Origin of the sequence: Methylobacterium ajmalii (genome assembly GCF_036448855.1) — a bacterium.
Taxonomy (GTDB): domain Bacteria; phylum Pseudomonadota; class Alphaproteobacteria; order Rhizobiales; family Beijerinckiaceae; genus Methylobacterium; species Methylobacterium ajmalii.
In genome coordinates, this window is sequence record NZ_JAZFXT010000027.1 from 1 (window position 1) to 12,512 (window position 12,512).

At 72.8% G+C, this 12,512-nt stretch carries 12 protein-coding genes and 1 pseudogene; 4 read left to right on the plus strand and 9 right to left on the minus strand.

Annotated features, from left to right (window positions below; genetic code table 11):
- A pseudogene (locus tag V3T34_RS13220) lies at positions 1–407 on the minus strand (IS5 family transposase); the annotation flags it as partial.
- A gap of 160 nt (positions 408–567) precedes the next feature.
- Between V3T34_RS13220 and V3T34_RS13225 the strand changes: the two are divergent.
- Positions 568–810: a ribbon-helix-helix protein, CopG family gene (locus V3T34_RS13225; protein WP_305078814.1), complete on the plus strand. Its 243-nt coding sequence runs from the start codon at positions 568–570 to the stop codon at positions 808–810.
- Positions 804–1,160: a type II toxin-antitoxin system VapC family toxin gene (locus V3T34_RS13230; RefSeq protein ID WP_305078815.1), complete on the plus strand. Its 357-nt coding sequence runs from the start codon at positions 804–806 to the stop codon at positions 1,158–1,160. The genes V3T34_RS13225 and V3T34_RS13230 overlap by 7 nt, the downstream gene beginning before the upstream one ends.
- Before the next feature lie 96 nt (positions 1,161–1,256).
- Here the strand turns inward: V3T34_RS13230 and V3T34_RS13235 are convergent, their stop codons facing one another.
- The 5 genes from V3T34_RS13235 to V3T34_RS13255 form a co-directional block, all read right to left on the minus strand.
- On the minus strand, positions 1,257–1,559 hold the full coding sequence (locus V3T34_RS13235) for a nitrile hydratase accessory protein (protein WP_305078816.1): 303 nt from the start codon (positions 1,557–1,559) through the stop codon (positions 1,257–1,259).
- Entirely contained in the window at positions 1,556–2,230 is a 675-nt protein-coding gene (nthB, locus tag V3T34_RS13240; protein ID WP_305078817.1) for a nitrile hydratase subunit beta, read from the minus strand. Before nthB ends, V3T34_RS13235 begins: the two co-directional genes overlap by 4 nt.
- The gene (nthA, locus tag V3T34_RS13245; RefSeq protein WP_305078818.1) at positions 2,227–2,889 is read right to left on the minus strand and encodes a nitrile hydratase subunit alpha; all 663 of its coding nucleotides are present in this window, start codon (positions 2,887–2,889) and stop codon (positions 2,227–2,229) included. The genes nthB and nthA overlap by 4 nt, the downstream gene beginning before the upstream one ends.
- Positions 2,890–2,976: 87 nt before the next feature.
- Positions 2,977–3,768, minus strand: a complete 792-nt coding sequence (gene soxA / locus V3T34_RS13250; RefSeq protein ID WP_305078819.1) for a sulfur oxidation c-type cytochrome SoxA — start codon at positions 3,766–3,768, stop codon at positions 2,977–2,979.
- A 41-nt stretch (positions 3,769–3,809) separates the two neighbouring features.
- The gene (locus tag V3T34_RS13255) at positions 3,810–4,043 is read right to left on the minus strand and encodes a hypothetical protein (RefSeq protein WP_060848146.1); all 234 of its coding nucleotides are present in this window, start codon (positions 4,041–4,043) and stop codon (positions 3,810–3,812) included.
- 194 nt (positions 4,044–4,237) lie between these two features.
- Between V3T34_RS13255 and msrP the strand changes: the two genes are divergently transcribed.
- Positions 4,238–5,212 (plus strand): protein-methionine-sulfoxide reductase catalytic subunit MsrP, encoded by a 975-nt coding sequence (gene msrP / locus V3T34_RS13260; RefSeq protein ID WP_091748496.1) that lies wholly within the window; start codon positions 4,238–4,240, stop codon positions 5,210–5,212.
- A 70-nt stretch (positions 5,213–5,282) separates the two neighbouring features.
- Here msrP and V3T34_RS13265 read toward each other — a convergent pair whose 3' ends face one another.
- From V3T34_RS13265 to V3T34_RS13275, 3 genes are all read right to left on the minus strand, one after another.
- Complete coding sequence (locus tag V3T34_RS13265) at positions 5,283–6,629, minus strand: MFS family transporter (RefSeq protein ID WP_305078820.1); 1,347 nt, start codon at positions 6,627–6,629, stop codon at positions 5,283–5,285.
- Between the two features lie 284 nt (positions 6,630–6,913).
- Complete coding sequence (locus V3T34_RS13270; RefSeq protein ID WP_305078821.1) at positions 6,914–8,254, minus strand: ABC transporter substrate-binding protein; 1,341 nt, start codon at positions 8,252–8,254, stop codon at positions 6,914–6,916.
- 91 nt (positions 8,255–8,345) lie between these two features.
- Positions 8,346–11,723: an ATP-binding protein gene (locus tag V3T34_RS13275; protein ID WP_305078822.1), complete on the minus strand. Its 3,378-nt coding sequence runs from the start codon at positions 11,721–11,723 to the stop codon at positions 8,346–8,348.
- A 267-nt stretch (positions 11,724–11,990) separates the two neighbouring features.
- Here V3T34_RS13275 and V3T34_RS13280 point away from each other — a divergent pair, with 267 nt between their 5' ends.
- A complete protein-coding gene (locus V3T34_RS13280; protein ID WP_060848141.1) occupies positions 11,991–12,512 on the plus strand; it encodes a phasin in 522 nt (173 codons plus the stop codon).

The following is a 12,512-nucleotide window of genomic DNA, read 5'->3' on the forward strand; positions in this document are numbered from 1 at the left end:
GTCGGTGATAAGGTGGCGCTTGGTCCCCGCCTTGCCCCGGTCCGTCGGGTTCGGGCCGGTGGCAGACCCCCTTTTTTGGCCGGCACGCTCGCGCTGTCGACGCTCGCTCGGCTCCAGTCGATCTCACCCGCCGCCTGTAGGCGCTCGAGCAGGACCTGATGCAAGCGCCGCCACACGCCGGCCGCTTGCCAGTCGCGCAGCCGGCGCCAACAGCTCATGCCGCAGCCGCATTTCATCTCGGCCGGCAGCATCTCCCAGGGGATGCCCGAGCGCAGCACGAACAGGATGCCGGTCAGGGCAGCCCGATCGTCCACCCGGGGGCGCCCGCCCTTCGGGCGAGGCGGGTGGGGTGGCAGAAGCGGGGCGATCGCAGCCCAGAGATCGTCAGGGAGAAGCGGGCGAGCCATACCACCCCAACGCCCAACCGACCCAATCGTGCCGTTCTGTTAGGCGCTCTTAGAGAGCTTCGCGATTGCAGCGCGATCGTGAAGCTCTCTAGCGTGATCGCCGGCCTCGGCGGCTCGGAGCGGCCTTCATTCGTTCGCGTGCGGCGACTTGCTTGCTAGAATGGCGACCATTGATGAGGATGCCATGCCGGCCATCGTCGAAATTCCGCCCGAACAGGTCGAGGCCCTCGACCGGATCGCCGCTCGCGAGCACGTGTCGCGCGAGGCTCTCGTGCAGTCTTTGATCGCCGAGTTCGTATCCAGGCACGGGAGCGCATCCGATCTCGATCGCTTCTTCGGGAGCTGGGGAGATCGTCCGATCGACGGCCTCGAACTCCGGAGCCGGTTGCGCGCGGAGTGGTGAAGCCGCTCTACGACACCACCATCCTGATCGATTTCCTGGTCGGTCGTGAGCAGGCGCGGGCCGAGTTCTCCCGACATTCGGAGCGCGCGATCAGCATGATCACCTGGATGGAGGTCACGATCGGCGCGAGCCCACAGGACGACGTCGCTACGCGGCTGTTCCTCCAAAGCTTTGCCGTCATCGCGATCGACGAGGCGATCCGCGAGCAGGCGGGCCGGGCGCGCAGGATCAAGCTGCCAGACGCAATCATCCTGGCCTCGGTAGAGGTTCATGGCCTGGCGCTGGTGACGCGCAACACGCGGGACTTCTCGGCAGGCGATCCGAACGTGCATGTTCCCTACACGATCTGACCGCCTGGACGCCGCCGCCGGCCGGGCCGCCGGGTGAAAGGTCGATCCGGGACCCCTAATCACACACCGCCGCGCCCCGGGAATCCATCGGCACCCTCACGCCCCCGGATCGTTCTCCAGCAGGATCGGCTGTCCGTGCGGCGTCGCCGCCGCGGCGCGGGCGAAGGCGTCTCGGCGCGCCTCCAGGGCCGACGCGTCGGTGAGGCCGCGCGCGGCGAGGAGCGTCTCGATCGTCTCCAGCCACAGGGCGTAATCCGCCGTGCGGTGGCCCGACCGGCCGAGGGCGTCCGCCCATTCCGTCCAGGTGAACACCCCGGCATCGTGCAGCGACACGACGAGCGCGAAGGTCTGCGCCTCCCAGGGGGCGGAAAAGACCGGGGCGTCCGGCGGGCGGCTCATGCCGCTGTCCTGCGCGCCGGTTCGAGGTAGCTCTCGAAGGCGGCGACCGAGACGGTGAGACCGGGATCCGCGTCCTCGCCCCACAATTCGATGGCGGCGAACCGTACGGTGTAGAGCCATTGCGGCGCCTCGCCCGCGAAGGCGGCGTTCGAATCCGGGAAGACGAAGCCGCCATGGACCCGCTCGACCGTGCCGGTGCGGCCGCGGACGTAGCGGGGCAGGCGGGTGTGCCCCGCCGGGTGGATCATCTTGGCGCGCACCTCGTCGCCGGGGGCGAAGCGGGCGGGGGTCGCCACCGGGCGGTCGCTCGGGAAGCCGCGGGCGAAGAGCGGTCCCACCTCCTCGGCCTTCAGCACCCGGGCCACGGGGGCGGGCGGCGCCAGCGCCGCGCCGGCGGCCAGCTCGCCGGCCTCAACGAGGCCGTGCTGCTGCACCTGCTTCTCGAGCGCCCGGAACCAGATCCGGTAGTAGCTCGAGGTCAGGTACTCGCCCGGCGGCAGCGATTCGCGGGCGGCGCGGCTGGCATCGAGGTTCCAGGTGCCGGTGAGGCCCATCGCCATCGCCATGGCGAAGACCCGCTTCTCCCACGGCGCGTGGAACCAGGGCTCGTCCGCCTCCAAGCCGAGCGGGCCGAAGCCCTGCATCCCGCCGAGATCCTGTCCGCCGTTCATGCGCGCACCACCTGGTCGGGGCTCAAGGGCAGTCCGGTGCCGATCATCGCGTCGCGGGTGACGAGGTCGGCGAGCGCCGCCTCGTCGAGGTGGTCGGTGCCGGGGGGGCGCATCGGCAGCACCATGTAGCGGAGTTCGGCGGTCGAATCCCACACCCGGATCCGGGTCTCGGGCGGCAGCGCCGTGCCGAACTCGGCCAGCACCCCGCGCGGGTCGATCACCGCGCGGGAGCGGTAGGGCGGCGACTTGTACCAGACCGGGGGCAGGCCGAGCACCGGCCAGGGATAGCAGGAGCAGAGCGTGCAGACGACGACGTTGTGCTCGTCGGCCGTGTTCTCGACCACGACCATGTGCTCGCCGCCGCGCCCGCCGACGTCGAGCTCGCGCATCGCCGCGCTGCCGTCCTCCAGGAGCCGCGCCTTGAAGGCGGGATCGACCCAGGCCCGCGCCACCACCCGGGCGCCGTTATGCGGCCCGACCTTGGTCTCGTAGGTCTCGATCAGGGTGTCGAGGGCGGCCGGGTCGACGTAGCCCTTCTCGACCAGGATCGATTCGAGGGCCCGCACCCGCAGCTCCATCGGCGACAGCTCGCTGCCATGCGGGTGGTCGTGGTCATGATCGTGGTGGTCGTGACCGTGGTGATCGTGGTCTTGCGCCATGCGGGCCCTCCGGGTGGCGGAAGGATACGCCCCTGGCTCTCACACCGCCACCGCCACGGACGCAAGGCCGTCACGGACGCAAGGCCGTCACGGACGCACGCCCGGGCTCTCGACGGGCAGCGGCGCGGCGCGCTCGGCCAGGTAGAGCGCGAGCGCCACGGCCTCCGCCGAGCCCGGGGTGAACGGCTCGGCCCGCATGCCGGTGAGGCAGTTGCGCAGGCGCCGCTCCAGCGAGCCGAGGTCCTGCCATTCGAGCCGGTAGAGCGGGTAGCCGGTCGGATGTCCCTGCGGGATCGTCGCGGCGCCGAGGCGTCGGCCCCATTGCCGGTCGTGGCAGGCCGCGCAGGAGAAGCGGAGCTGGCCCATCGGCGTCGCGAACAGGCGCCGGCCCTCGGCCCGGGCGGGCGCGAGGCGAGGATCGTCCGGGGGCGAGAGGGGCAGGCCGCGCGAGAGGTTCGCCAGGTAGGCGGTGAGCGCCAGGAGGTCGTGGCCCTCCCGTAGCAGCTCCGTCGCCCCTTGGTGGCGGGTGCGGCACAGGTCGATCCGGCCCTCGAGATCGACCGGCCGCCCCGTCGCCTCGTCGAAGGCCGGGTAGCGGGCGGCGACGCCGCGCATCGCCGATTCCGCATGGCAGCCGGCGCAGGGCGGCGATCCGGGTGAGGGCGCGCGGGCGAAGAGGTCGGCCCCGTCGCGAACCCAGAGCATGCCCGGATTGGCGCTGTCGTCGGCCTGCATCGCCCGGGTCTCGGGTGCCATCTGGTCGAAGCCGGAGCGGCGTGCCTCGGGCGGGATGGCGGGGGGCGGGGTACCCTGCGCCGCCGCCGCGCCGAGGAGCAAGCCCGCGAGGGCGCCGAGGATGCGTGAGACCGATGCGCGCATGCCGACGAGGCTCCTCCCTGCCCGGCGCGCCGCCGGACGGTTCAGATCGGCCGCACCTCGCCGGGGCGCAGCTTGAGGCGCGCGGCGAGGCGGTCGGACAGGGTGCCGCTCAGCTCCACCGAGGCCTCCGGTGCCACCGCCTGCACGGCCGCGACGGCGGCCAGGGGATCGGTCGCCATGGCGACGAACACCCGCAACGCCGGGGCGCTGGCCCCGTCATCGGCGGCCGAGACGGCGACGGTAAAGGCGGTATGCTTCGGCTTCTTCGGGGGCATGGCCCGGTATCGCATGGGGCCGCGCCCCTGTCTCCGCTGAAGCCGGCACAGGAGATACGCGTTTCGCCGCGGCAGGACCCCGATGATCCGCGCCTCGCTGACCTGTGACTTGCGCCGCCGGCCGTTCGCCCCGATGTCCGCTGGCAGATACCGCACCGCGACCCGGCCGCCGGCGCGGCCTGAGGAACTGGATCATGCACATCAAGGTCAAGCGCGCCTGGGAGATGCCCGAGCGCCTCGCCACCCCCGAATCGGTCTTCCTCGACCGGCGGGCGCTGCTCGGCGGCGGCCTCGGCCTCGCCGCGGCCTCGCTGGCCGGCGGGCCGGCGCTCGCGGCCCTGCCGGGTGAGGGGACGGGCGCGGTCAAGACCGCCGGCCTCTACCCGGCCAAGCAGAACCCGGCCTACACCCTCGACCGTCCGCTGACGGCCGAGCGCTACAGTGCCGACTACAACAACTTCTACGAGTACGGCACCAACAAGACCGTGACCCCGGGCTCGAACGCCCTGAAGGTCGAGCCCTGGACGATCAAGATCGACGGGCTGGTCGAGAAGCCGTTCGAGATCGGCTTCGAGGATCTGGTGCGCAAGATGGCGCTGGAGGAGCGGCTCTACCGCCACCGCTGCGTCGAGGCATGGTCGATGGCGGTGCCGTGGACCGGCTTCCCGCTGTCGGCCCTGGTGGCGCTCGCCAAGCCCAAGGGCGACGCGAAGTACATCCAGATGCAGACCTTCATGGACAAGGCGATGGCGCCGGGCCAGCGGGCGTTCTTCTACCCCTGGCCCTACACCGAGGGCCTGACGATGGCCGAGGCCGCCAACGACCTGGCCTTCATGGTCACCGGCGTCTACGGCAAGCCGCTGCTCAACCAGTTCGGCGCGCCGTTGCGGCTGGCCGTGCCGTGGAAGTACGGCTTCAAGTCGGTGAAGTCGATCAACCGCATCACCTTCACGGCCGAGCGGCCCAAGACCTTCTGGGAGGGGCTGCAGGCCTCGGAATACGGCTTCTGGGCCAACGTGAACCCGGCGGTGCCGCATCCGCGCTGGAGCCAGGCGAGCGAGCGGGTGCTGGGCACCGACGAGCGGGTGCCGACGCTGATCTACAACGGCTACGGCGCGCAGGTCGCCGACCTCTACAAGGGGCTCGAGAAGGAGCGCCTGTTCGTCTGACGAAAGCGGCCGGCGCATCCGCGATGCGCCGGCCTCGTCCTCGGCCGATCCGCTCCCGGCCGGGAGCGGCTCACGCCGTCCCGTCGCCCTGCAGGTAGCCGGACTTGCGGCTGTCGGGCATCTGCAGCGAGACCAGGAACGCCACGGCGCACATCGCCGTCACGTACCAGAAGAAGGTGGTCTCGTAGCCGGCCTCCTTGAAGGTCAGCGCCACGAACTCGGCCGAGCCGCCGAAGATCGCGTTGGCGATGGCGTAGGACAGGCCGACGCCGAGCGCCCGCACCTCGGCCGGGAACATCTCGGCTTTCACGAGCCCGCTGATCGAGGTGTAGAACGAGACGCACATCAGGGCCGCGGTGATCAGCGCATAGGCCAGGATCGGGTTCTGCGCGTCGCGGATCGCGTGCAGCAGCGGCACGGTGAGCAGCGTGGTGAGCCCGCCGAACAGCAGCATCGCGGTCTTGCGGCCGAACTTGTCGGCGAACATGCCGAAGAACGGCTGCGCCACCATGTAGGTGAACAACACCGCCGTCATCACCAGATTGGCGGTCTTCTTGTCCATGTGGGTCGTGTTCACCAGGTACTTCTGCATGTACGTGGTGAAGGTATAGAAGATCAGCGAGCCGCCGGCGGTGTAGCCGAGCACGGTGAGGAAGGCGCGGCGATGGTTGCGCCAGATCGACGCCATGCTGCCGGCCTCGCGCGAGGTACGGGTCTCGGCGGTCGAGGTCTCGTGCAGCGAGCGCCGCAGGTAGAGGGCGACCACGGCGGCCGCGGCGCCGATGAAGAACGGGATGCGCCAGCCCCAGGCGGTCATCGCCTTGTCGTCGAGGGTGAGGGTCACCAGCACCACGACCAGCGAGGCCAGGAGCTGGCCGCCGATCAGCGTGACGTACTGGAACGAGCCGTAGAAGCCGCGCTTCCCCTTCAGTGCCACCTCGCTCATGTAGGTCGCCGAGGTGCCGTACTCGCCCCCGACCGACAGCCCCTGCGCCATGCGGGCGAAGAGCAGCAGGATCGGCGCGAAGATCCCGATCTGGGCGTAGGTCGGCAGGATCGCGATGACGAGCGAGCCGGCGCACATCATCACCACGGAGATCAGCATCGAGGTCTTGCGGCCGTAGCGGTCGGCGACGCGGCCGAACAGCCAGCCGCCGATCGGCCGCATCAGGAAGCCGATGGCGAACACCGCCGCGGTGTTGATCAGCTGCACCGTCGGGTCGGAGCCGGGGAAGAACACGTCCTTGAAGTAGATCGCCGTGAAGGCGTAGGCGTAGAAATCGTACCACTCGACGAGGTTGCCCGACGACGAGCCGATGATCGCCTTGATGCGGGCCTTGTTGTCGTAGGCGGCGATGGTCGGGTTCGGCGAGGCGAGGTCGTCGGCGGATTGCCGGCTCTGGACGCTGGATGTCATCGCGGGTTCGGTCTCCTCCCGGAGGTGGGATTCTGGCGGCGCGACGGGGCCGCGGGCCCGCGCGTCGTGCAACGCACTAGGAGAATGCAGGCCCGGGGTACAGCCCCCGCAGCGCACCGATCCGGTGTTTTCGACATCTCCGCTCAAGATGCCCCAAGGATAGGATGGCCTGACGCTGTCGTCTTCGGACGTCGCCGCCGCCGGATCGGGGCGGGAGAAGTTGCCGGAAACCGATCGGAATCACGCGGATAGGTTTTTGCGGCGCAACATGCTTGCAAAATCGCTCACGGGCTTCCTGCGCAGCTTGCGCGGGCGGCCGGTCCCGCCGTCCCGGTCTCGCCGGCGACGCGCTCGGCCTGGGCCGCCACCACGGCGTCGAGATGCGGCGTCAGGAGCGCCTGCGGCGCCGGGATCTCGTCGCCGATCTGCACCCAGCGGGCCCCGGTCCATTCCTGCACCGTGGCCGGACGATGGCCGCTGTGGTCGGCGCAGGTGAGACGCAGCCGCCGGGCGAAGCCGACGAGGCCGAGCTCCTTCCAGCGCACCGGGTCGAGGTCGATCGCCTCCAGGCCGCGGCGCATCTCGGGGCCGTCGATCCGCGCGCGGCCGGCGAGGCGCTGGGCGTTGCGGATGCCCTCGGCCAGGATCACCCCGGCATAGACGCCGCGGTTGTAGAGCGGGCCGGAATTCTCCTCCTTGGGCGTGCGCGACAGGCCGGCATCGACCACCAGGAGGTCGATCTGGTCGAAGGCCGGAAAGCTGTCGCCGGGCGCGTGCCAGTTCACGACGCGCAGGCCCTTGGCGGTGAGGTCGCGGGCGCCGGAGGCCGGCCGCAGCAGGTCGTCCTCGCCGGTCCAGCCGACCGTCACGACCCGGTTGAGGGGAAAGCCCGCCGCCGCCGCGTCGCGGAGTGGCGTGCCGGAGAGGCCCGCGGTGGCGTCGAGGATCACGTAGTCGGGGTCCGCCGCGCGGGCGGCGCGCCAGGGATCGCTGCCCCCCGTGTCGGGTGCGTCGGGCAGCGCGTAGGCGCGGAAGGCGAGACCGGCCTCCGCGGCGAGCGCCCGCATCACCGGCACCGGCTCGCGCCCGGCCGGGCTGTCGCGGTGCAGGTAGGCGAGGCTGCGCCCCTGCGGGCTGCCCTCGCTGCCGTCCTGGGAGAGGTGGGTCAGCGCGGCGCCGAGGCCGTCCCAGACCGTGGCGGGCGGCGCGAAGGCCCAGGGGAACACGTCGCCGCGCGCCATCGCGGCCGGGCCGTACCCTGCGGCGACGAGGGGCATCCGGTCCCCGGCGAGGCGCGGCAGCAGCGCCAGGGCCGCGTCGGCGCTGGCGGGCACCAGGGCGATGCTGCCCCGCGCGGTCGCGGCTTCGTAGCAGGCGAGCGCCCGGGCCGGCTCGCCCCCGGTCTCGCATTCCTCGACCGCGAGCGGGACGCCGCCGACCCCGCCGTCGCGCCGGCCGAGCATCGTGAGATAGTCGGCGAGACCGTTGGCGAGCGGCGTGCCCGCGGCCGCCGCCGGGCCGGTGCGCTCGGTCAGCACGGTCAGCGGCAGGCCCTCGGCGGCGACGGCCTGGCCCGGCAGGGCGGCCAGCACGGCGAGGAGGAGGGCGACGGGGCGGGGCGGCATGGCCGGGTCCTGGAATCGGGTCGGATCCGACCCTACGCCCGGGGCCGGCCCCGCGATAGACCACCTGCGGGCCCCCCGCCCGCGGGCGGTCTCAGGCCTCCAGCACGCGGCCTGCCGGAAACAGCACTTCGACGAGGGTGCCCTCGCCCTTGCGGCTGGTCAGGCGCAGCGTGGCGCGGTTGGCCTCGACCAGGGCCTTGGTGAGCGGCAGGCCGAGGCCGGTGCCGCCGCCGCGGCGGGTCTGCGCGGTGGCGACCTGGCGGAACGGCTGGAGCGCCACCTCGACCTCTTCCGGGCTCATGCCGATGCCGGTGTCGCGCACCCTGAGCGCCACGCCGCCCCGGTCGGTCGTCGCCGTCGAGACGATCACCTGGCCGCCCGCATCGGTGAACTTGATCGCGTTCGAGATCACGTTGAGCACCGCCTGGCGCAAGGAACGCTGGTCGGCCAGCACCGCCGGCAGGCCGGCGGCGAAGCTCGTGCGCATCACCACCCGCTGCCGGGCGGCCTGGGGCTGCATCAGGGCGACCGACGCGGCCACGAGGTCGTTGAGGGGAAGCCCCGCGAAGGCGAGGTCGAGGTGGCCGGCCTCGATCTTGGCGAGGTCGAGGAGGTCGTTGACCAAGCTGACGACGTGCTCGCCCGAGGAGCGGATGTCGCGCAGGTAGTCGCGGTAGCGCTCGTTGCCGACGGGGCCGAACTGCTCCTCCAGCATCACCTCGGCGAAGCCGATGATGGCGTTGAGCGGCGTGCGCACCTCGTGGCTGATGGTGGCGAGGAAATCGGATTTCTGGGCACTGGCGCGCTCGGCCTCGCGCCGGGCCCGAACCAGTTCGGCCTCGGTGCGCCGGAACGCCGAGACGTCGCGCAGCACGGCCGCGACGCGGCGCTGGGTTCCGGTCGCCACCGGGGCCAGGGTGAGGAGGACGGGCAGCGGGCCGTCGGGCCCGCGCGCCAGCACCTCCTCGCCGGTGGTGGCGGTCTGGCCGGCGCTCGCCCGCAGCAGGGCGGCCTGGGCCGCCGGCCGGCTCTCGGGCGCGAACAGGCCGAGCAGCGGCTCGCCCGCGACCTCGCATGGGTCGGCGGCGAGGAGGTCGCGCGCGCCCCGGTTCATCCCGACGACGCGGCCCTCGTCGTCGAGCACCACCACGCCGTCGGTGACCGCGTCGAGGACCGCGGTGGTCTCGCGTAGATGCGCGTCGCGGTGGGCGAGGTGGGCTTCGGCCGCCGCGAGGGACTGGGTCGGATCCGCGTCGGGCAGGCGCCGGACGGTCAAGACGCTGGCGGGCGTCCCGTCCCACTCCACCACCGCGACGCTGACGCCGACCGGCACGCTGCCGCCGGCCCGGGTCGCCAGCACGATGGGCGCACCCTCGCCGGAGCCGGCCGCCGCCGCCGGATCGCGGCCGCGGAAGATCGCCCCGGGGCCGCCGGCCGCCGCCAGGGCCTCGAGCGTGTCGTAATCCGCGAGCCCCAGGAGGTGGCGGTTGGCGAGCAGCACCTCGTCGCCGCGATGGACCAGGATCCCGACCGGCAGCCGCTCGACGAGGCGGGCCAGCGCCATCTCCGTGCCGCGCTCTGGCAGGCGAGCGAGGGCCTGCGCGCCGCGGAACGGCGTCACCGCGCCCCGGCCCGGCGAACCCTGCGGCGGCGCTCCGCCGCCGAGGCCGCCCGGTTCGCCACCGAAGCGGGCACCGAGCGCCCGGGCGATCTCGCGGAATGCCGCGTGCTCGTTGAGAGTGAGGGCGGCGGCGTGCGGCGCCTCCTCGTCCGAGGGGGATTCGTCCTGAGCCGCCCGGCCTGTCGGGGATTCCGGATCCCCGGTCGCCGGGGCCGGCGTCTCGGAGAGATCCGGTGCGGATGTCTGCGCGGTCGAGGCCTCGTCGCCGGACGTCCCGTCGACGGGGGGCTGGACGGCCTCGGCCTCGGAGATGGCCTGCGCGGCGGGAAATTCAGGCTCCGTCGACTCGGGGGGGAGTGCCTCCGGGGCGAGCGCCTGTGTCGAGTCGGCCGCCGCTGGGTCCGCCGCCTCGGCGGCATCCGGCAAGGTGTCCGGCAGAGCGTCCGATTCGGCCGCCTCAGCGGTGGGCGTGTCCTCGCGGGGCGTCGCCTGGTCCGTCGCGCCCGCGCCGGACGCCTCCGGCGCCGTCGGGGCGGCATTCGTCTCGCCGGAGGGCGGCGCCGGAGCGACCGGTTCGCTGGCCGGCACCGGCTTGGCAGCCGGCACCGGGGCGGCACCCGCCGCCCGGACGGACGGCTTGCCGGCGAAGCCCCAGCTCATCCCGAGCTGGGCGAACGGCACCGCCATCAGGCCGGCGAACTCCGCCATGGTCGCCCCGGCGATCGAGGCGAGGTCGGGCGTCTCGGCGGTGGCGCCGGGCGCGGCATCGGCAGGCGGGACCGGGCGGGGCCGGGCGGGGCCGGGGAGCGGCGCGTCCGCGCCGGGCGCGTGGCGGCCGACGGCGATGACCGCGGCGGCGCGCTCGCGCAGGCTCGGACGCTGCGGCTTGGGCGGCGCCGGCTCGGGCCGGTCGGCCGCCGGCACGATCCGCTCGGGATGGATGACCCCGAAGCCGCTGAATCCCGCGAAGCTGCGGCCGGCGCCGAGCCGCGGCGCGCCCGACAGGTCGACCGCCACCGCCTGCCGGGTCCCGGCGAGACGCCAGCGCACCGGCACGGCCCGGAAGGTGCGCTGCCGTGCCAGCGCCTCGGCGAGGGCGGGCTCCGCCTCGACCGGCCCGGCGAGGAGCGCCTCCCAGCTCTGGCCGACCGGGGAGGCGCCGACGGTCTCGGAGAGGCGCCCGGTCGCCTCGATCACGAGGCCGTGGGCGTCGCTGCGCCACAGGAAGCGGAGGCCCGGACCGGCGGCCGGCCGCGGCTCCGCCGGGGCGGGGCCGGCCTCGGGGGCTTGGATGGGGGCTTGAGTGTGAGGTTGGGTTTGAGACGAGGGGGCCCCGACCGGAGCCTCGGCGGCGTCGGGCGCGGGATGCTCCCGCGCTGAGGCGAGAGCGGGCGTAATGGGCTCTCGCGTCTCGGGAACCTGCGCGACAGATTCCTGCGCCGCCCCCCGGCGTCCGCGCCGCGTGGGCAGGGGATCGACGATCGCGACGGCGAGGCCCGTGGTCCCGTCCGGCAGGAGCGCCGGCAGGCAGGCGCAGAGCAGGGGCGGCGCGAGGCGACCGGCGGTGAAGCGCAGGCGCTCCAGCCGCGGCTGCGCCGTGCCGGTGGGCAGGCCTGCGGCGCCGCGCAGCTGCCGCGCGAGGTCGAGGGCCGGGTCGATCCGGCCCTCCGCGTCGCCGATCGCGTCGCGCAGGGACGCCGCCGCCGGGGAGGCGTACAGCACGCGTTCGGCGCCCGGATCGAGCAGCAGGACGGCACGGTCGGCTCCGGCGATTCGCTGACCGAAGGCCGGATGGGCCCTCAGGGCCTCGATCGTCGTCTCGAAGAGCACGTCCCGACCCACTGCCACTCCTCTGGCACCCCTCACCGTGCCGGATCCTGCGAGATCCGGGCCGAACCCTCTTCGCTTTAACCCAACTGACATCGTCCCGCACCGGCACGAAATGCGCAGTCGTTGCGTTATTGTGCCGTCAACCTTAACGAACCCCGGAAAGGTGGCGTTTCACCCAAAGCGTGCTATTGTGCAGCGCACAATACGTGCCGGGTCCCGACCGCGCTGCGGCAAGGTTCCAAGCGTCCCGCGCCGAGGGCCGCGTCAAAAAACGAGGAGACGAACATGACCCAGACCCCGAACTACGAGATCCCGACCGAGATGCGCGATTTCGCGGAGAAGAGCGTCGAGCAGGCCCGGAAGGCGTTCGACTCCTTCATCGGCGCGGCCCGCAAGACCTCCGACACCCTCCAGGGCTCGGCCGAGATGGCGCGCAACAACGCGCAGGACGTTTCCGGCCGCGGCTTCTCCTTCGCCGAGCAGAACGTGAACGCCGCGTTCGACCTCGCGCAGAAGCTCGTCCGCTCGCGCGACATCCAGGAGGCGATGCAGCACCAGGCCGAGTTCGTGCGCAGCCAGTTCGCCGCGATGCAGAACCAGGCCCGCGAGTTCGGCGGTCTCGCCCAGAGCGCGATGCAGCAGAGCGCCGAGAACGCCAAGCAGGCGATGCAGCAGAGCGCCGAGCAGGCTCGCTCGGCCATGCAGCAGGGTGCCGAGCAGGCCCGTCAGGCGATGCAGAAGGGCACCGACGCCGCCCGCAGCGCCACCGACCAGGCGACCAACGCCGCCAAGGACGCCGCGTCCTAG